Source organism: Simkaniaceae bacterium (assembly GCA_021734805.1).
Taxonomy (GTDB): domain Bacteria; phylum Chlamydiota; class Chlamydiia; order Chlamydiales; family JACRBE01; genus Amphritriteisimkania.
In genome coordinates, this window is record JAIPIG010000006.1 from 1 (window position 1) to 19,171 (window position 19,171).

Genomic DNA, 19,171 nt, shown 5'->3' on the forward strand with positions numbered 1-19,171 from the left:
CCGGCATCCCCGCTTGGTCGATTTACCTCACCTCTGCCTATTGTCAATAGCGCGTCGGTTCGGTAAAGGGCCTTCGGCCCGATCGACCATCGGTGCGCCGGCTTCTAAAAATTCCAACTCTTGAATCACTCCCGGTATAGTTTCCAATTCAACCCCACACGAACAATATTTGTATTTAAATTTGCGGAGTTATTCAATGAGCTTCTATAGATTGTGCTTTGAAAATCGAGTCGGATATTATCAGAGTTGGAAAGGGAATTGAATGAGGCATACAAATAGGAGAGACAAATGGAGAGTCGTTTACATAATAGATATTCTACTCCGGCTCCTATAGCCCACCCAGCAGAGACTTTATTTGTTGAAGCGGTTGTATAAGCATCAAGGCTAGGAGAGTAGCCCTGAGCTGAGAGAGAATTATCAAAAAATACTTGGGTGTATTTTAAATTTGTAAGTGCGAGTCCTCCTGTTAAAAAGGCAAATGCTTTTTTATAGGCATAACCGATCCGAGGTCTTAACGTGTAGAGCCAATCTGTGCTTACCTTTTGAGTTAAAGTGTATTCTCCTGCGCCTGCCTCAGGGTAAAATGCAGAAACACTTTTAGATGTACTGAGTAAGAATGCGTTAAAATCAGTTTCAATCCCTAATGTGATTGCATTTGTAAAACATTTGTTATAACCAACTTGCGCTCCACCTACATAGCCTTGAGGATGGAGATGAAAGTTGCCATTTGCATTAATGGATTGGATATCAGCTTGTGTAAAATATCCTGATGAGGGTGGGTTAGAAGCAGTAGTTTTTGCATGAGCATTTCCCCAAGTATATCCAGAATTAATTCCTAGATAGAATCCAGACCAATTTGAAGACGGTTGTTGGCTCAACTCTACCGTATTTTCTTGGGAGGCGGGTGCTGCATTTACAATGTTTTGTGAAAGTAAAAAAGCTACAAGAGCTAAATAACAGAGCTTATTCATACTATTATTCTCAATTTTTTGATAGATAAGCAATATTGTTAAATCATTGTTGGCTTACCGGGGAACTCCTATAAAACCGAAAAATAATCACGATAGAATACGAGCTATGCCGGGCAAACCACATAGTCCATTTATTATTTCCCAACCGACGAAATTTGTTCAATTGGAATCACTTTGTATTTAATCCCCTGGGTCGTGTTCAATTTAAAGCTCATCATAGTTCCTCCCGGGAGAACATCGACTCCGATGATACCGGAAAGAACTGTTTTATCAGAGAGATAAAATGTGACATGTTCTTTCATATTTTGTGTGCTTAAAATGTCATAAGCCGTTTTGAAATCTTTGGCCCGCATTTGAGGGTCGATGATCATCACTTCTTGAAGACCTGTCTTGCCACTTGATTGTTGGGCTCCCATCATCGCCGCTTTTTCATCAAATTCTTTTTTAAGTTGGGGTGTAATCCCGTCAATGGCCGTTGGGGCGGCAAAAATTCCTGTTGAGAAAAGTGTCAAAATGATTGCGAATGGTTGACGCATTTTAAATCCCTTTTTCGTAAAGTGTGTCGCTTATAATTTGTCCGCCGCTATGCTTCGATTCGATCACATAGCCTCGAGCGAGATTGGCGAGTCGGTTGAGCTGTTGGATTGATTGGGCTCTGTCTTCTATTTCATCCACATGTCGTGAGGCAATTCCAATGGATATTGACATATGAACAAAATCGTTTTCAATTTGGATTGGGGTCATTTCAATGAGAGATTGGAGATCTTCCGCCAACACAGTCGCTGCTGCTTTTGATGTTTTAGGTAAAATAATCATATATTTACCTCCGCCGAGGGAGATCATCATATCTTGGGAGCGCAGTACCGATTCAATTTTTTTGTCCACCTGATCTAAGATTGAACTCGATATCCCTTCTTGCATCGATTTTAGGATCTCATGGAATTGATCGAGTTCAAGCATGAGCAGTGAAATCGATTGTTTCTCTTTCAAAATAGCATGAATTTTTTTAGCAGCTTTGTCATTGAGCAGATAGCGGTGTTTGAAGTCAAGTTCGGGATCTTGTTCCGGGGAAGGGATGCGCGCGGCAATTTTAGAAATTTTTCTTTCAATTTGCTTTTTGGGGTCGCATTTTTTTAAAGAGGTCAGGATTTCATTTTCATCTAATGGTTCACGCAGGATCGCGCTCACTCCGAATTTTTTGACTTGGTCTACGAAAGGTTTTTTCAAATTACGGCTAATCATTAAAATCGGCAATTTTTCATATCCGGAGATTTCTTTGATGGATTTCAAAAAAACTTCGAGTTCTTCACTGACAAGGCGTTCATCAAAAATCAGAAAGTTGACGCTGAGATTAGAGAGCATCTCCAAGCAGGCTTGATCGCTTGTTGCTTCGACAAGATCGTATTGCTTGCCTTTGCGCAGGCATTCTCTTAAAAATTGAACGTGAAGAGAGGCGCGCGTGAAGATTAAAATAAGTGGTGGAGTGAAATCTTGAATTATTTGCATAATTACTTCATTAGAAAAAAAAGTATTTTTATTGAAGCAAAAAGTAGAGCGAAGGTCATGCAAAGATTAGGTAAAAGTTTCATATTAGCGCTATTTTTAGTCTTGGCGCACTATCCCCTCATGGCAAATCCCATGGTGGAAGAATTTGTTTCTCATTGCCCCAAACTTGATATTGTCAATCCGGGGGTTGTCATGATATTTACTTCAATGCCCGGACAGGATCGAACAAAAATAGCACAATGCTTAAGGCGAGATCTGAATGGGATTTACCTAAATGAGAAAGAGGTGGTCGAGCTCTTTAAGAAATACAATAAAAATCCCGATCAACGTTTTATGATGGGATTGAGGGCGATTCATCGGTTTTATGGAGATGTTATTCGTCGATTATTAACAAAAAACTTGCATAACAAGTTATTCATTATCGATGGGGATTTGGGATATATTATTCCTGTCTTCCGCAAACATATGCAGATATTGGGATTCCAGGTATTTAATGTTTTAATTACCCCTCAAGAAGAGGACGTAGAAAATTTTGAGCATTATAGGATGAATTCTAAAAATCAAAAACAAGTCTTTAAAGAAGTGCGCCTTTCCTATGAACGTGCTCAACAATTTGAGCATGATTTTATTTTCAATCCGGCTGAGGAGCATTTTGAAAGCTATTACGATGATTTAATGATGACACTCGAAACAGTTTATGGATTAACAAAAAAAACGTCAGAGGTGTTGATGCCGCTTGAGGAAAACTTGCAAGACGGAAATATCAGCGACGGAAACACCCGCTAGGCGTGAAGCTTGGCCCAGATTGTGAGGGGTGAAGCGCTGCAATTTTTCTTGCGCTTCGCGCCTGAGTCCCTCAATTTGTCGGTAGTCAACATGAGTGGGAATGTTGATCTGATCGAGCGTTTCGAGTTTTTCGATGTCTTTTTTTTGTCTCTCGATATAGCCCTCGTATTTAAGCTCGAGTTCAATTTGGCGGTTGATTTCATTTCCGTAGTCTTTAACAAATAGGGGAAAATGAGTTAAAAGATCTTGATAGCTCATATCAGGTCGTCGCATCAGTTGAGCGAGTGAGACATTGCGCCCCTCAAATTCTTTAATCGTTTTATGGAAAAGTGCGCGCATTTCTTCAATGGCTTTTGCTTTAACTGAGACGCGTTGGTATTGCTCTTCAGAAATAAGGCCTAGCTCATATCCCATTTTGCGCAAACGCAAATCGGCATTGTCTTGTCGAAGAAGAAGGCGGTGTTCAGCTCTTGAGGTGAACATGCGGTAGGGTTCTTCGATCTGTTTTGAAATAATTTCTTCAATCATCACGCCAATATAGGCATCAGAACGTTTTAAGATGAATGGAGGGAGGCCTCGCAACTTTTGAACGGCATTAATCGCAGCAATGAGACCTTGAGCTGCGGCTTCTTCGTATCCCGTCGTCCCATTGATCTGTCCGGCGAGATAGAGGTGTTCAATGCGTTTCGTTTCAAGCGTAGGGCGCAATTGTCCACTTGTGATCATATCGTATTCGATCGCATAAGCGGGACGCATAATTTCAGCGTTTTCAAGTCCTATAATGGAGTGGATCATTTCGAGTTGGACATCGAAAGGCAAAGAAGATGAAATGCCATTGACATAGACTTCGTTCGTGAGAAGGCCTTCCGGCTCTAAAAAGATCTGATGGCGCTCTTTATCTGCAAAACGGACGATCTTATCTTCGATGGATGGGCAATAGCGAGGGCCAATCGATTGGATTTTCCCCGAATACATTGCCGAGCGGTGTAAATTGGCTTGGATAATCTCTTTGGTTTTAGGTGTCGTATAGGTGATATGGCAAGAGATTTGGGGAAGTTTAGGCTCTTTCTCATCATAAGAAAACCGGACATCGTCTTCCCCGGGTTGTTCTTCTAATGACGAATAGTCGATACTGCGGCTGTTAATTCTAGGAGGAGTCCCTGTTTTGAGGCGACCTAGGGTGAAGTTTAAGTCTTGTAGGCTTTTGGATAGTCCGACAGAAGGTTTATCCCCTGCCCTTCCTCCGGCATAATTGACATCGCCAATATGGATAAGCCCCCGCATAAAGGTCCCCGATGAAATGATCACAGCGCTTCCCTTATATAGGATGTTCTCCTGGGTTACAACTCCCGTAACTCGTTGGTCTTCAACGTGAAGAGATTCAATGGTTGCTTGCTTAATATATAGATTAGGGGTGTTTTCAAGGAAATGTTTCATTTCAATATGATAGCGGGCTCGATCTGACTGAGAACGGGGAGACCAGACGGCAGGGCCCTTACTGCGATTAAGCATCCGTTGTTGAATGCCCGTGCGATCAGCAATTTTTCCCATGATGCCCCCCAAGGCATCGATTTCTCTGACAATATGCCCCTTGGCAGTTCCACCGATAGCAGGATTACAGCTCATTTTGCCGATCGTATCGAGAGTCATTGTGAGAAGAAGTGTTTTTGCCCCCATTTTTGCAGCAGCATGTGCCGCTTCCGCACCGGCATGACCGGCTCCAATGACAATCACATCATAACTTTCGGGATAAGTCCACATTGTTTCTTATAGGGGTAGTCGAAGCAAATTAAATTTTGAAGAGAATTAGGGATCAAAAATGCTTTAGGGAAAACGCTGCAAAGCAGCGTCTTTCCTAACCCGCATTTTTCACAAAGTCGGGAAAGAAGGGCTAAGCCTTATTTTTTCTTGTGACGATCACGTCTTCTACGTTTTTTGCGCTTGTGCTTGTTGATCTTCAAGCGACGCTTTTTCTTTACTGATGCCATGTTTTCTACTCATTTTGAAATAAAACGATGCCACATCATACCCTCTGAGGGAGAAAATGTAAAGACATGTTTGCCGTAGCAGGGAAGATCAGGTAAAAGTTGACCCCTGAGGGTTGTGCAGATTCCATATATCAGTGATAAGATGTTTGAACAATTGAAAATGATAGTCGGTAGACTACAGAATATATTAAACTTTATTTAAAAAGGTGAGTCCCATATTCCAAGGTATATCGGGAGTGATTCAAGAGTTAGAATTTTTAGAAGCCGGCTATAGCGATGGTCGACTTAATTTTCTCTGAGGTGGTGGATGGAGTGCTTATCGGATTGAACTGAATTTTCTTTATTAGTAAAGACACCTATCGGGTGTTCTAAATAAACTACTTGCAAATATTTTTTCTGCACCAGTTGAAGAAGTCTCTCACCTCCAAAGTAATGGTACAGCTGATCTAAAATCTGAAAATCAGGTACTACTGTTGTTGTCCCATAGAATAACATGCACTCTACTAGCAGACCGATATCCAACGGCTCTTTTTTTAAAGAGTTATTAAATCGCGTTAAAATAATTGCCTCAAACATCACAAAACCAATAAGGATATTTCTAAAAAATTAATCGCCGATTCTAGTTCGTCCAGCCATACATGTAAATGCTCTGCGCCCTTATGGCGTTCCTCTTGTAGTCAAGAATAACTGATCACTGCGCTGGCCAATTATTCAGATAGGCCAAAATGCTTTGGAGAACATTTAAGCGCTTTAAATAAAGCGACAATTTGGTAAAATCCCCTCCTTCTAAACCAAAAGAGTGCTCTTATGAATTCTAACTCTTCATCCGATGTTACTCAGAGCCTACATACCATTATCACAGGGTAGCGATATGGCAGGACAGTGGATCAAACATATATTATGAAGATCGTTTTGCTAATATGTAAGAGGCGCTCGGATCGCTTTCTGATGTACCAATACGAACAATAATCCCTTGTTCTTGAAGCCGTTTTAAACGACTCCTAGCCGTTCGAGAGGAGACCTCCCAGAGTTTCATAGCCGTTTTTGCACTGATCTCGCTTTCTTTTTTTAGATATTCGAGGAGTTTTTGTATCCATGGCAATACGATCATTTCTTCGATTTGTTCAGAGTAAAGAACGAGTCTGAACTGGTTGTTTAGTTCTTCCATAAGAGGAGGTTTAAGCCCTTGCCCTCGACACGCTTCCACAATACGTCGAAACCCAGATCCCCACTGTTCTATGAGATGCAACTCCCGAAAAACACGAGCAATAACACGATTTCTAATTCTTGAAGACCCGGCAAGAGCCTTTTCAATTGTTTGTCCGAATGGAAGCCCTCCAGGATTTGTAAATTCTATGCGATCATCAAAAATAGCAATTTGAATATGGCATCCGGTCATAGCATAGTCTGAATGAAGCAAAGCGTTCATCACAGCTTCCCGGATCGCTACGGAAGGGTATTGGGGAATGTCTTCGCGCTGCATGCGCCCAATTCGACCTTCTTTTGAAATGTTTCGCTCAATGAAAGCTATGATAAGATCTGCTGCTAAGGGAAGAGGGGCATTGATATCGGCCTGATCCAAGATCTTCTCTCGATTGGAGCCGGCAAAACGGGCGCATCGCACTAGTGAATCAGGGAAAAGCTGCATCCGATTGATTCCAAATAAAAGCACTCCCCCATTACTTGGGTATTTTTTCCCACTGCTAGAAGTTTCTACTCCCAAATTTTCCAGTGCTGTAGCTGTTGGCCGTTTCCCTACCCACTCAAAAACATCTTTTATAACTTCTGTGTCTAGTTTTCCTTTCGGGTGGGGAAGCTCATCATAAGAGACCTTTTTGGCTAAAAGACGCAATGAATCAAGCATCTCAGCATCAACTGAGCGATTTGTAGACCCAAATCGCACATAGACGCCCCGTTCAGGTCCTTCAGATTTCAAATAATAGGGGCCTATGCTGTGAGCAACTCGGATAATCAGCAACTCCTTATTCCGAATAGACTGAATTTCGATATCGGGAGTAAGGAGAGGAAGGACGCTATCTGTAATCGCATTTGCAAGCCGTTCTTCTTCAGACAGAATCTGGGGGAGCCCTACCAGCTCTTTGGTTTTATCTTTTACCCCAATGACAATGATGCCTCCAGCGCTATTTGCAAAAGCGACCACCGTCTTCATAATCCCGCCTAAAGAACGGGCCGTCTCTTTGAATTCAATTGTTTTGCCTTCGTTTTCGGCTAGTAGCTGCTCAATCATATGCGGCTATGATAGCACAGCTGTGCAATTTACTGTGCAATACTGTGCAATCGAAAATTGCATAGTATTCGTAAATAGCTGATATTCAATGGAATATGATGTAAAAAATATTTGGTTAAGCAAGAAAATGGCTTTATTTTAAGGGGAAAAGGCGGCAAAGGATGATGCGCTTGTGTTGGGCTCTTCAGGTTCAATAGGGGTATAATTTTGAAATTGGGCCAATGATTTGCGATAGGTGAGGTTGACGCTGCCCACTTTACCATGCCGGTTTTTAGCCACGATAATCTCGGCAAGCCCCGGCTTGTGTTGAGGATTATAGTATTCGGGTCTAAAGAGGAGCATCACAATATCGGCATCTTGCTCGATCGAGCCCGATTCTCTCAAGTCACTGAGCATAGGCCGGTGTCCCGCTCTTTCTTCGACCTTCCTCGAAAGCTGAGAGCCGCAAATAATGGGGATATTGAGTTCTCGAGCAAGGGTTTTGAGCATCCTTGAAATTTCGGAGATTTCACTCTGGCGATTTTCGGGATTATAATAGGTTTTTGCCCCTGATAAAAGCTGCATATAATCGATCACGAGCAATTTGACGTCATAAATTTCTTTTAATCGTCGAGCGCGAGCGCGTAAATCCGTGATTTTGAGCCCCGGTTGATCGTCAATAATAATTTTTTGTTTTTTAAGATTATTAACCGCTTCAACGATGCGTTGATACTCCATTCCATCAAGAGAGCCGGTTCTGATTCTATCCGACTCGACTTCGGCTTGTGAACAGATCATTCGGTGAATGAGTTCTTCCGATGTCATTTCAAGTGAGAAGATGGCAACTGCTTCGTTATTTTTGATTGCGATGCGTTCAACCATGTTGATCGCAAGCGCCGTTTTTCCCATTGAAGGTCTCCCTGCAATAATCACCAAGTTCGCCGGGTTCAGTCCATTAATCATGGTGTCGAGATCTTTGAAATGGGTGGGAAGGCCTGTTACCGGTGTTTCGCCCGGTTCACGATTGTAATAGTTTTCTTGCCTTGCTTGAAGTTCTTTGAGATAGGGGAGCTTTTCCTTGCTGCTTTTCCCGTCCAAAAGGTCTTTGATCAAGAGCCCTTCTTTTTGATTGGCATCTTGACTAATCACAAAAAGGGTGTTTTGTGCTTCGTCAAGAAGAGAAGAGACATCTTTTGGTTCATCAAAAGATTTTTTTTCAATACCTTGTGCCGCTTCAATCATTTTGCGCAGAAGCGACTTGTTTTTGACAATTTCGATATATTCTTCGATATAAGCAGATGTTCCGGCATATTGGGCGAGTGTCGTGACGTAAAGAGGACCGCCTACTTCTTCAAGCTTCTCGATGCGCCTGAGTTCTTCGCAAATGAGGTGAACGTCCGCAGAGCGGTCGCTTTTATAGGCATTGTGCAAACAGCTGAAGATGGTTTGATGCTCATAGTAGTAAAAGTCTTTATGAGAGAGGGAGTCGGCAGCGATATTGAGGCTGTTTACGCTTGTTAGCATACAGCCCAAAACCATCATTTCAGATTCTTTGGAATTGGGGGCGATTTTAATTTTTTTAAGGACTTTTTTATCGGTTTCTTCAGTCATAATGGCAAAATAATAATGGGAATTTCCTTATCAGAAGGTAATGTAAGTGCGAGAAAAATACAATACTCAAATACGAAGCTGTTTTTCGCATTGCTGTTGGACAAAAAGAGCCTCGAGAAAATCTCGAGGCTCTACATTTCGGAAAGAGAGGGATTTGAACCCTCGGTACCCAGAGAGTACTCGTCCTTAGCAGGGACGTGCCTTAGGCCACTCAGCCATCTTTCCATGATTTTATGCTATAAACATAATCCGGGTACTTAGGAGATAGCCTCTAAGTTGTATGCTCAAAGGATTTTAACAATCCGGTAGATAGTCTGCAACTTGTATTTTTATTTGCGGGAGGTGAGTTACTCAAATAGGGTATAAAAAGAGAGTTCTTTCCCATTGAGGGTATTCCAATAACTGGTGTGCATGGAACCGTCGGGATTTTCAACACTGATGGTGCAAACGGGAAGAAAAACTTTGGTTGCTTTGCGCACGACAAAGTCACTTCCAAAAGCAGCTTCGGAAATGCGTTTGATTTGCGCAGGGGAGAAACGTCTAGGGATTCGTCCTCCCTTGCGAAATGTTTTAGTCACAAGTTTATCGCTCACATGGGTTTCGGGAATCACATGCAGGCGGGGCGTTTGCATGTGCAGTCGGTAGTCATTCCCCGATTGAACGATGAGTTTTTTTTGTCGACAACTCTCAATCCACCCATCGAGAATTTCATTTTCAACGCGCAAATATTTAGAGAGGGTATCGCGATCCATATTGCCGCCGCGTTGCGCGAGCAAATTAATAATTTTGAATTCGCTTTTATCGACTTTTGCTTTGATGCAATCGCCAAAGCCCGATGTTTTTTCCCAGTTTTGTTCATTGATCACCATTTCTCCGTCAATCATATCCCAGAGAATCACCCCTTCGTTGGTTGTTCTCTCGTCAACGGGATATTTAACTTCCATGAGGAGGTAAGGATAGTATTTGGTTTCGGGATCGAGATAACGGTGCTCATCGGATTTGAGAAGAGCAAACATCTGAGTGTCCATCAGCTGTTCGGCGGTATATTTTACTTCGAGTGTATTGAAATTATCGGGGCTAAAGAAGTCGATGACTTTAGCTCGATATTCCGGGTGAGTACGATCTCCCCACCAAGCTCCTATAGAAAGAACAAGAAGTGTCATCAAGTAAAATAGTGTTTTCATCGCCTTGTCAACCTAATTAAACTGTCGTATTTTCTTTTTTTTATCAATGCAGTTGATTAAAATAAATGAAATATTAAAAAGAAATATTTACAAAATTAATTATGTTAATGGTTTTTAAAGATGTTGTGTAGTTTTCCTTTACTTTGTAGATAGATTTGATTATTCTAACTATATTATGAGGTATTCGGAATCAACATCAGCCTGTCGTCGGAGAATCACTCGAGAGGTCGCTGTGGGATCAGTGATTGTCGGGGGCTCTCATCCTATCCGCATTCAATCCATGACAACCACGCCAACCGATGATGTCGCTCTGAGCGTAGATCAGATCATTCGGTTATACGATAGCGGGTGCGAAATTATGCGCTTGACCGTTCAAGGGAAAAAAGAGGCTTTTGCCTGCGAAGAAATTAAGAATCAATTGCTGAAGCGCAACCTCGATATTCCTCTCGTCGCTGATATTCATTTTTATCCCCCTGCAGCCATGATTGTGGCCGATTTTGTCGACAAGGTGCGGATTAATCCCGGCAATTTTGTGGACAAGCGAGCTACATTTAAACACATTGACTATACCGACAAGAGTTATCGAGAAGAGTTAGATCGCATCGAAGAGAAGTTTGCCCCTCTTGTTTTGAAGTGCAAAGCATTAAAAAGAGCGATGCGCATTGGATGTAACCACGGCTCGCTTTCCGATCGAATTATGAATCGCTATGGAGATACGCCTCAAGGGATGGTTGAGTCGGCCTTGGAGTATGCGCATATTGCACGCAAATATGAGTTTCATGAGCTGATTTTTTCAATGAAGGCATCAAGTCCCCTCGTGATGATTCAAGCATATCGCCTATTAGTTGCTGAAATGATCAAGCTCAATTGGGATTATCCGCTGCATCTGGGGGTAACGGAAGCGGGCGAAGGTGAAGATGGGCGAGTCAAATCAGCGATTGGAATCGGTTCATTACTCCTCGATGGCCTTGGTGATACGATCCGTGTTTCCCTCACGGAAGAGCCCGAGCATGAGATCGATCCATGCCGGCGACTCAAAGACCTTGCAGAGAAGTACCAACACATGCAAGGGGTCCCTTTTATAGAAAAGCATCGCAATCCATTTGTCTATGAGAAACGCCACTCCACGATCCCAAAAGGATCCATTCTACATCCACAGGCAAGTGTGGGGCTTGATTTGACAGAGATGCGCTCGATGGATGACGAACAGATTGCAAATGTTGATTTTGTGATTGATGACACTTTAAGAAGCGCCCTACCCACACTTTGCTTTTTGCCCTCTTTAAATGAACTCAATTTGAAGGAACAATTTAGCGCACTTGATCCATTAACCGAATATGTGCGCGTAGAAGATGGTCGGCATTGGGATTTGTTATTAAAGCTGCCCTTGAAGGGAATATTGCTCGCTCCACCGGTTGAAAATCGACTCTTTTTTGCACGGCAATTTTTTGATTGGTTACAACTCAATCACTGTCAAGTTCCCGTTCTACTCCATTTCCATTATGAGGGAGAGTGGGAGGATATTGTGATGAGAGCTTCTGCTGAATGCGGCTCGCTTTTGTGTGACGGTCTTGGAGATGGTATTGTTTTACGCGGCACCGGCTCTTTAATGCAGTGGCGTCAGCTTAGTTTTAATATTTTGCAAGCATCGCGCCTGCGCACTGTCAAAACGGAATTTATTTCATGCCCAAGTTGCGGGCGCACTCTTTTCAACCTACAGGATGTCGCTGCGCGTATTCGTGATCGCACAAGCCATTTGCCCGGAGTTAAAATCGCGATCATGGGGTGCATTGTCAATGGTCCGGGTGAGATGGCTGATGCTGATTTTGGATATGTCGGTTCTAGGCCGGGTAAAATCGATCTCTATGTGGGAAAGACATGCGTTGAGCGCAACATCGATCACGCTGAAGCTGACCATAAACTCATCGATCTCATCCGTGCCCATGGAAAATGGATCGAGCCACAACAGGTTGCGGGCTCTATTGTTTCTCATATGTAACGTTACACCAAACTAAAAGATCCCCACCATCAGATCCCCGTCATATCCACAGCGCTCTTTTTTCGACTGTTTTTACACTTTGACTATCTGCTATGCCCACCGAGGCATCTGCGCTTTTCCCCAAAGCTTCTCGTAAGGTCCTTCGTAGATAATTATGTATCTCTCTGAACAAATTCTTCTCCTTTCATCTCATGAATTGGGCATATACTGCTTTCCAGGGAGGGAGGTCATTCGGCATATCTCTCCACTGACACCCCGTGCGCAAAATGTAAAACATCGCATTCAACATCTCTCGCCTAGAAAACTTCGTATGGGCCTTTGGACCGTAATAAGCATCCCCTGCTTTATTAGGTGATTGATTCTGTTCCACTCCTCGTCCGACAGGTCACTTGTGTAGGCCTTACGTTTTTTAACTTGCATAGTATCAACCTCCTTTTGAGACTAACAAGTATATCAAATTAAAATTTTCGTAGACAGTCACTTAGATTTAAGTTGAAAATCATCAAGAAATACGCAGGTAATTTTAGTGAGATAGGTTCAAGAGACATGTAAAAGCTGAAAGCTATGGGCAATATATCCGCACAGTTTTTGATGCTTGGTGCTTTGAATGCCATCCCCTTGTAGATGGAAAACCTTTGCCCACAACCCATGGAAGAGAAGCGCTTCTTCGAAAAAAAACTGTTTTCTCTCCGGGAAAAGCGCTCTTAACACCTGTCGATTCTCTAAATCGCGGCAGAATGCCTCAGTATCTCCATCTTTGAGATGGATGCTAGCAATTAAACAACGGGAAATGAGTTGGCCTGGGAATTTTTTAAATAGGGCATGGATCCATTCGAGCGACTCATCATGCAATTGGAAAAACTGGTAGACCTGATTGAGGAGGTAGCCGGCGTAAAGGCTTTTGGGATGCCCCATACATGCCCCCTCAAAGGCCTCGAGATAGCTGGGGCCCACTTCGGCAAGCTGTTTCATCTTCATCTGAAGAGAGATAATCTCCTCCTCTTGCATATTGAAAAGGCTTTTCGGAGCGTGATCAAAGCGGATGATATGCTTCGCACTTGCGGCGCTGCCATTCCAGCTGCAGTCAATTTCTAGGCGCATATCAACATCCTTTTTGAGAAAAACACGAAAGCAGCATACAAAAAACAGAGTTTTTCTAAAACCCCAATTTTTCAACTCATTTCGGTATACATGCAGGTGGTTATAGTTTTTCTAGTGGGAATGGCTGCAATTTGGTATACTGTTAGGGATTATTGTTTTCTGACAGATGTTAATGTTATTATAATAATAATTTCTTATTAAAAGATTTTAGTATTTTAATATACCGGGAGTGATTCAAGAGTTGGAATTTTTAGAAGCCGGCTATAGCGATGGTCGATCGGGCCGAAGGTCCTTCTACCTGAAAGGGCGCGCTATTGACAATAGGCAGAGGTGAGGTAAATCGACCGAGCTGGGATGCCGGCGACAAAAAAACAACCCTTGAATGACGAGCGGTATACATGTTAAATTGAGGGGTGATGATGGCAGTTTTTCCAATTAGTCCGCCGGAAATGGTTCATGTTGCATTGGCTGAAGATGCATTCGGCATGGTATCAGATAGAGTTAAAAGCAATATCTGTGAATTTTTACCTCTTTCTGATCTCGGCCGGCTCGGCATAGTCAGTAAGCGATGGAACACATATTCAATTCAGTGTTTAACAAATTCAAGGAAGAGGTTCATAGAAGCTATTATCAAGTGCTTTGGAGATAAAATATCTCCTGAGGATCGAGTAAAATTTCGGGGAATTGCGAACGATACGGAACAGCCTTTTAAAAGGACCATGGAGCATAAAAAAGCAATGCATGGTATTTTGAGCTCTCTTAATGATGAAGCTAAAATATCATTATATAAGGTAATTGAAGAATTTCCCCACCTATTTCAAGACATAATAACAAGCCTTAGATATAAGGGATTGCAAACGGTCGAGCTTTGTACTATAGCCAAACAATATATCCGGGCAGGGAGGGTAAGGAGATCCCTTGAAGTTGCCAATTTGATTCCTCATGAGCATGAACGTCTAAAAGCGGAGATTTATTGCGATATAGCTCAAGCATATATTGAAGCAGGTGATTTGCGACAAGCTCTTAAGATTGCCGATTCGATTCATGATAGTGACCCTCTAAAAGGTGGGATTCTTCGGAGTATAGTTTCCCCATATACTAAAGCCGGAGATCTAAAGGGAGCCCTTGCGATAATTACCGATTCGATTTCCGGTCCACTCGTAAAAACACTGGCCTTTCGGGATATAGTCCAAGCATATATTGAAGCCGGAGATTTAGAGAAAGCTCTTGCGATAATTACCGATTCGATTTCTGATCCGGCTGAAAAAACATCCACTCTTTTAAATCTGGCCCTAGCAGAGTACTATAAAACATGGGATCAAGCACGAGTTCGTATGCGTATAGAAGAAGTGCTTGAAATTGTCGATTCCATTTCTGATTCGGACAAAAAATCATGTTCCTTTACTTGTGTAGCCCGCAGATATATTGAAATAAGAGATTTAGAGAAATCGCTTGAAATTGCTGATTTGATTTCTAGCGCAGCTTCAAAGTCAGAGGTCATTAGCGCTATAGCCCGAGCATATATTTGCACCGGAAATTTAGAGAGAGTTTATATGCTGTTAGATCGAGCTCTTGAAATTGTCGATTCGATAGCCGACGCATATTTAAAATCATCGACCCTTAACTGTATAGCCCGGGTATATATTGAAGCCAAAGATCTAGAGCGAGCTCGTATGGTTCTAGCGCAAGCCTTTGCGGTGGCCGATTCGATTGCTGACGACGGCAGCAGATGCAAATCATCTTTGCTTAGTGGCTATAGCCCAATTATATGTTGAAGCGAAAGAGACGGCACGAGCGCTTGAAATTGCCCATTCGATCTCTGACGAAGAAATAAAATCAATGATCTTAGCCGATATAGCTCATCAGTTGGGTTAGATCTGAAGGTATCATATGTAACGTTACAGCAAAGTCAAAGTTCAGGTTATACCATTTGTAAATGCCGGTTAGTGTGCCATCGCGTTATTGTTTTGAGCGTGCAGCATCAATCTCTTTAACGAGGCTCTTCGCATGATAGACGTGTTCGAGTGCGTACAGGATCCCCAGCGAGTGGACGCTCACGGCGCGGCCTGTTTCATCGGAGTATTCCAGATCCCATAGAAGAGAGTCTTTATTGCCGTCGAAAATGAGTCCGACTATTTCTGCTTTTTGGTTAATGATAGGGCTTCCCGAATTACCACCAATGATATCATTGGTTGAAACAAAATTAACAAAGGCGCTCCGGTTGAGTTTTTTTTCGAGATTGGACCAGCGATCGGGAAGGCGATAGGGGGGCATATTGCAATGCAGCGCACTTTCGGCAAAGAGGCCTTTGAGGTGGGTTGTCGGTTGGATCCAGCACCCCTTTTCATCATATCCCTTCATCTGCCCATAAGAGAGGCGGAGTGTGAATGTTGCATCGGGATAGAGTCGATCGCCATAGCGCTCATAGAGAATCTGTGTGATTTGGGCATAACTTTCTTGTTTGATGCTGTCGAACTGATTTTCATAACTTAAGCGCACTGCACGTGCATGAGGATCAAGCGTGCGCGCCAAGACAATCATCGGATCACTGCTTGTTGCGACTAAAGAGGGGTTTTCAAGGAGCTGTTTTCGGAATTCTATCGACCCAATTTGTGAGTGATCGATGATTTCCTTGGCTTTTTGTTCGGGGGTTTCATTCCCTAGAATTGAGCGGATAGTAGGGTCGTTGTCGCCAAGTTGTTGTTGTAAATCATTTAAACTTTCAGCCAGAAGCATCGCTTCGAGATCGGGATAATAGGGCTCAGTTGAAAGGATAGAGCGCTCAATCGTAGGCCGTTCGGTTTCTTGATATTCGGGAAGGCGTTGATCATTGGGCTTGCCATACTCTTCGCTTAGTCTCACTAGAGTACGCGCTTGCGAATAAGCTTGTGAGAGGCGCATATTGATCCCTTCCAAATAAAAGTATTGGGGATAGAGGGGTTTGACTTGGATCAAAGCCGCGTTGATTTGTTCCCATGGTTGTTTTTCTTCACTATTTAAAGAAGAGAGAAGCTCGTTTTCTTCAGCTTCTTTTTTTTGTAGGATCGGGGTTTCATTGAGGCCTTTGCTTTCGGCAGTTAAGACCTTCTGGGCATTTTTCAATGAAAAAATCATTTGTTCTGCTTGGCGTTGATGTTCTTCATCAATGGCGGCATATTGATTTAAACTTTGTAGTCTTTTATCGATGAAGTGCAAGGCAAGGGGGAGTGATTCATCACGCATAAATTTTTTATGTGCAACGGTAAAGATACGCCGCGTGCTTCCGGGATTGCCAATCACAAATAGGGGCTCACCCGCAGTAGGGCCACAGGGGCTCCATTTAAAGTAATTTGATGTCGATAGGGGCTTTTCATTTTCATAAACCCTGAAAAAGCAAAAATCCATGTCGTAGCGGGGAAACTCAAAATTTTCAATATCGCCCCCAAAATAAGCAATGGCCTTTTCAGGAGCCATCACGAGGCGCACGTCCGTAAAGCGCTTATAAAAATAGAGTTGGTATTTTCCCCCTTGATAGAGAGTGACGACTTGGACTTGGAGACCTGTTTTTGTCTGAGCTTTTTCTTTGAGCTGAGCGAGGAGCTCTTTGCGCTTCACCTCCTTATCGGCATAACTCATTGAAGGAGTCAACGCTGCATTGACTTTTCCTGTGATATCGTGAATGGCAATGAGTTGATCGATATACACATTGGGGCATTTCAATTCTTCAGCATGGCTTTTTGCATAAAATCCCTCTTCTATTAGGTTGCAATCTTCTTGTGATAAATTGTAAATAGCTTTTGATCCGACATGGTGATTTGTCATCACTAATCCATTGGGAGAAACAAAGGAGGCCGATCCGCCTAAACTGATGCGTAGGGAGGATTGTTGTACATGCTCAATCCACTGCTCTGTCAGATCGACTTGATAGCGCATTTTGATTTGTGTAAGGGGTAATTGATCAAAAGTCCACATCCCTTCATCGGCGTGACTAGATATCAATGAGGAAAAGAGAGAGAGGATAGGAAGTAGTGATCGTTTCATAAGGCCCCTTCTTTATATTCTTGAATGTTATTTTGAATAGCGCAAAGAGCAGGTTGGTAAAAAGTCTCTTTAAAGAGATCAAGATGGAGATGTTTTTGCGCGAGCTCTTCGCTTGTCATGATCCCCGTATCGCGAAGCAGGTCAATGTAGCGCGATTCAAAAGTAGAGGGATCTTTCATCAAAATTAAATAGGTGCTTAGACTAAACAAAAATCCAAAGGTATAAGGAAAATTATAAAAGGGGATATCAGTGAAATAAAAGTGGAGTTTCGAAGCCCAAAAATGGGGGCAGTATTCATCAAGACCATGATTAAATGCTTTTTTTTGTGCCTGTAGCATCATGTCGCTCAGCGTATTGGCATCGAGATATCCCTGTTGTCTTTTTTCATACACATCGCACTCAAAATAAAACCGGGACACGAGGTTGGTTAGAAAGGAGATATCGCGAGAGACTCTTTTATCGAGAAGGATTTGGCGCTCTTGCTTGGATCTGCTCTCTTTAATCAAATAATCAAGAACAATTTGCTCACACATCGTTGAAGCCATTTCAGCGAGATTCATCGGGTAATCTTGATTAAATAGTGGTAGATCAAACGTGACATGGGCATGAAAGGCATGTCCAAGTTCATGAGCTAAGGTAATGATATTAACAAAGGTCCCCTGATAGCTCATAAAAATGCGCGTTTGTTTAGCCTGATGAAACGATGTGCAAAAACCGCCTGCACGCTTATGAGGGCGCTCTTGTGCATCGATTGAATACGACTCTAGCATTCCCTTCGCAAATTGCTTTAATTGTGGACTAACGCTTCCAAAGGCTTTTAAAATGATCTCAGCTCCTTCCTCAAAAGAATATGTGGGTTCATTTTCTTTAATAGGGGCTTCAATATCATACCAAGAGACTTGATCGATATTTAAAAGTTGCGCCTTTGTCATAAAAAAGTCTTCAAAAGAAGGCTGAATCGATTGGATGGCGGTATAGAGAGCCTCTAGACTTTTGTGTGAGAGGCGATTGAGGCGCAGCGGCTCATCTAAAAAATGATCCCAGTGGCGCAGTGCGTAGGTCTTAAGGCGAAATCCGCTAATGTGGTTGAGCGCTTCAGCATAAAGATCTTCATATTTTTCGAAGGCGCTCATTAGAGCTCTATGCGTGTGCTGCCTCACAAGGCGATTGGGGTCGGAAAGGCGATTTTCCGCTTCGGGATAGGACAAGAGTTCCTTTGTTTCATATGAAGGGATTCGGATTAGATTTTTCAAATGATCATACAGGCTTGAAAAGCCGTGAAAGCCATCGGGTTCAAGGGCATTGATAATCTGTTCATATTCAAAAGGGAGTTTAAAAGCGGCAAGAGCATGCCTCTCTTTTAAGAAAAAAGTGAGGGGTTGAAGGGCGGGAGACGAGAGGAGCTCTTCGAGAGGCGTATGGGCTAGCTGCTGCTCGAGTTGATTAAAAGCATCATTTAAATGTTGCTGCGCTTCGAGCATGATGAAGTAGAGGGCGTCGGCTTGTTTATTTTGAGTGTTTTCAGATTGTAAACATAAAATATAGGATTGCAATTCCTTAAACTGTTTATCGGCCTCTTGAAGTGATAATATAAAGGATTCGAGATCGGAAATATGAGATAAGGTCTTCAGTTGCTTGATCAGAGATTTAAGAACATTTTCCACGGAAGTATCATTGAAAAAAATTGATAGGTCCCATGTGTTTTTAAAATGCATTTAATTTCCTTGCATTGAGAAAATAATATTAGGTAGTATTTGTAGATACTTATACTAAAAAAT

16 protein-coding genes and 1 tRNA gene are annotated in these 19,171 nt (G+C 42.5%); 3 read left to right on the forward strand and 14 right to left on the reverse strand.

The window, feature by feature from the left end; all coding sequences use genetic code 11:
* Window positions 1-125: 125 nt before the first annotated feature.
* The 3 genes from K9M07_01880 to K9M07_01890 all read right to left on the reverse strand — a co-directional run bounded on the left by K9M07_01880 (window position 126) and on the right by K9M07_01890 (window position 2,477).
* A complete protein-coding gene (locus K9M07_01880; GenBank protein MCF7851971.1) occupies window positions 126-971 on the reverse strand; it encodes an outer membrane beta-barrel protein in 846 nt (281 codons plus the stop codon).
* 134 nt (window positions 972-1,105) lie between these two features.
* Window positions 1,106-1,507, reverse strand: a complete 402-nt coding sequence (locus K9M07_01885) for a hypothetical protein (protein ID MCF7851972.1) — start codon at window positions 1,505-1,507, stop codon at window positions 1,106-1,108.
* A gap of 1 nt (window position 1,508) precedes the next feature.
* Window positions 1,509-2,477, reverse strand: a complete 969-nt coding sequence (locus tag K9M07_01890) for a diguanylate cyclase (protein MCF7851973.1) — start codon at window positions 2,475-2,477, stop codon at window positions 1,509-1,511.
* Between the two features lie 57 nt (window positions 2,478-2,534).
* Here K9M07_01890 and K9M07_01895 point away from each other — a divergent pair, with 57 nt between their 5' ends.
* Entirely contained in the window at window positions 2,535-3,263 is a 729-nt protein-coding gene (locus K9M07_01895) for a hypothetical protein (GenBank protein MCF7851974.1), read from the forward strand.
* Here K9M07_01895 and mnmG read toward each other — a convergent pair.
* The 7 genes from mnmG to K9M07_01930 form a co-directional block, all read right to left on the reverse strand.
* A complete protein-coding gene (mnmG, locus tag K9M07_01900; GenBank protein MCF7851975.1) occupies window positions 3,195-5,024 on the reverse strand; it encodes a tRNA uridine-5-carboxymethylaminomethyl(34) synthesis enzyme MnmG in 1,830 nt (609 codons plus the stop codon). The genes K9M07_01895 and mnmG overlap by 69 nt on opposite strands.
* Before the next feature lie 137 nt (window positions 5,025-5,161).
* Window positions 5,162-5,251 (reverse strand): AURKAIP1/COX24 domain-containing protein, encoded by a 90-nt coding sequence (locus K9M07_01905; protein MCF7851976.1) that lies wholly within the window; start codon window positions 5,249-5,251, stop codon window positions 5,162-5,164.
* A 285-nt stretch (window positions 5,252-5,536) separates the two neighbouring features.
* Entirely contained in the window at window positions 5,537-5,827 is a 291-nt protein-coding gene (locus tag K9M07_01910) for a hypothetical protein (protein MCF7851977.1), read from the reverse strand.
* Between the two features lie 322 nt (window positions 5,828-6,149).
* Window positions 6,150-7,499 carry a putative DNA binding domain-containing protein gene (locus K9M07_01915; GenBank protein MCF7851978.1) on the reverse strand — a complete coding sequence of 450 codons (1,350 nt, stop codon included), beginning with the start codon at window positions 7,497-7,499 and terminating at the stop codon, window positions 6,150-6,152.
* Between the two features lie 138 nt (window positions 7,500-7,637).
* Complete coding sequence (dnaB, locus tag K9M07_01920) at window positions 7,638-9,089, reverse strand: replicative DNA helicase (protein MCF7851979.1); 1,452 nt, start codon at window positions 9,087-9,089, stop codon at window positions 7,638-7,640.
* A 139-nt stretch (window positions 9,090-9,228) separates the two neighbouring features.
* Window positions 9,229-9,314: transfer RNA gene (locus K9M07_01925), tRNA-Ser, on the reverse strand.
* A gap of 122 nt (window positions 9,315-9,436) precedes the next feature.
* A complete protein-coding gene (locus tag K9M07_01930; GenBank protein MCF7851980.1) occupies window positions 9,437-10,273 on the reverse strand; it encodes a hypothetical protein in 837 nt (278 codons plus the stop codon).
* A 175-nt stretch (window positions 10,274-10,448) separates the two neighbouring features.
* Here K9M07_01930 and ispG point away from each other — a divergent pair, with 175 nt between their 5' ends.
* The gene (gene ispG, locus K9M07_01935; GenBank protein ID MCF7851981.1) at window positions 10,449-12,272 is read left to right on the forward strand and encodes a (E)-4-hydroxy-3-methylbut-2-enyl-diphosphate synthase; all 1,824 of its coding nucleotides are present in this window, start codon (window positions 10,449-10,451) and stop codon (window positions 12,270-12,272) included.
* A 184-nt stretch (window positions 12,273-12,456) separates the two neighbouring features.
* Here the strand turns inward: ispG and K9M07_01940 are convergent, their stop codons facing one another.
* The gene (locus K9M07_01940; protein MCF7851982.1) at window positions 12,457-12,642 is read right to left on the reverse strand and encodes a transposase; all 186 of its coding nucleotides are present in this window, start codon (window positions 12,640-12,642) and stop codon (window positions 12,457-12,459) included.
* A gap of 167 nt (window positions 12,643-12,809) precedes the next feature.
* Window positions 12,810-13,373 carry a hypothetical protein gene (locus K9M07_01945; GenBank protein MCF7851983.1) on the reverse strand — a complete coding sequence of 188 codons (564 nt, stop codon included), beginning with the start codon at window positions 13,371-13,373 and terminating at the stop codon, window positions 12,810-12,812.
* A 419-nt stretch (window positions 13,374-13,792) separates the two neighbouring features.
* Here K9M07_01945 and K9M07_01950 point away from each other — a divergent pair, with 419 nt between their 5' ends.
* Window positions 13,793-15,148, forward strand: a complete 1,356-nt coding sequence (locus K9M07_01950; GenBank protein MCF7851984.1) for a hypothetical protein — start codon at window positions 13,793-13,795, stop codon at window positions 15,146-15,148.
* A gap of 184 nt (window positions 15,149-15,332) precedes the next feature.
* On the opposite strand, the gene K9M07_01955 is transcribed toward K9M07_01950, so the two are convergent.
* Both K9M07_01955 and K9M07_01960 read right to left on the reverse strand, forming a co-directional pair.
* Window positions 15,333-17,393, reverse strand: a complete 2,061-nt coding sequence (locus tag K9M07_01955) for a S46 family peptidase (GenBank protein ID MCF7851985.1) — start codon at window positions 17,391-17,393, stop codon at window positions 15,333-15,335.
* Window positions 17,390-19,108: a M3 family oligoendopeptidase gene (locus K9M07_01960; GenBank protein ID MCF7851986.1), complete on the reverse strand. Its 1,719-nt coding sequence runs from the start codon at window positions 19,106-19,108 to the stop codon at window positions 17,390-17,392. Before K9M07_01960 ends, K9M07_01955 begins: the two co-directional genes overlap by 4 nt.
* Window positions 19,109-19,171: the final 63 nt, after the last annotated feature.

What these genes read in the sequence shown, in the direction of transcription:
- K9M07_01880 (MCF7851971.1), bottom strand. Translation starts at nt 971, where the DNA reads ATGAATAAGCTCTGTTATTTAGCTCTTGTAGCTTTTTTACTTTCACAA.
- K9M07_01885 (MCF7851972.1), bottom strand. Translation starts at nt 1,507, where the DNA reads ATGCGTCAACCATTCGCAATCATTTTGACACTTTTCTCAACAGGAATT.
- K9M07_01890 (MCF7851973.1), bottom strand. Translation starts at nt 2,477, where the DNA reads ATGCAAATAATTCAAGATTTCACTCCACCACTTATTTTAATCTTCACG.
- K9M07_01895 (MCF7851974.1), top strand. Translation starts at nt 2,535, where the DNA reads ATGCAAAGATTAGGTAAAAGTTTCATATTAGCGCTATTTTTAGTCTTG.
- mnmG (MCF7851975.1), bottom strand. Translation starts at nt 5,024, where the DNA reads ATGTGGACTTATCCCGAAAGTTATGATGTGATTGTCATTGGAGCCGGT.
- K9M07_01905 (MCF7851976.1), bottom strand. Translation starts at nt 5,251, where the DNA reads ATGGCATCAGTAAAGAAAAAGCGTCGCTTGAAGATCAACAAGCACAAG.
- K9M07_01910 (MCF7851977.1), bottom strand. Translation starts at nt 5,827, where the DNA reads ATGTTTGAGGCAATTATTTTAACGCGATTTAATAACTCTTTAAAAAAA.
- K9M07_01915 (MCF7851978.1), bottom strand. Translation starts at nt 7,499, where the DNA reads ATGATTGAGCAGCTACTAGCCGAAAACGAAGGCAAAACAATTGAATTC.
- dnaB (MCF7851979.1), bottom strand. Translation starts at nt 9,089, where the DNA reads ATGACTGAAGAAACCGATAAAAAAGTCCTTAAAAAAATTAAAATCGCC.
- K9M07_01930 (MCF7851980.1), bottom strand. Translation starts at nt 10,273, where the DNA reads ATGAAAACACTATTTTACTTGATGACACTTCTTGTTCTTTCTATAGGA.
- ispG (MCF7851981.1), top strand. Translation starts at nt 10,449, where the DNA reads ATGAGGTATTCGGAATCAACATCAGCCTGTCGTCGGAGAATCACTCGA.
- K9M07_01945 (MCF7851983.1), bottom strand. Translation starts at nt 13,373, where the DNA reads ATGCGCCTAGAAATTGACTGCAGCTGGAATGGCAGCGCCGCAAGTGCG.
- K9M07_01950 (MCF7851984.1), top strand. Translation starts at nt 13,793, where the DNA reads ATGGCAGTTTTTCCAATTAGTCCGCCGGAAATGGTTCATGTTGCATTG.
- K9M07_01955 (MCF7851985.1), bottom strand. Translation starts at nt 17,393, where the DNA reads ATGAAACGATCACTACTTCCTATCCTCTCTCTCTTTTCCTCATTGATA.
- K9M07_01960 (MCF7851986.1), bottom strand. Translation starts at nt 19,108, where the DNA reads ATGCATTTTAAAAACACATGGGACCTATCAATTTTTTTCAATGATACT.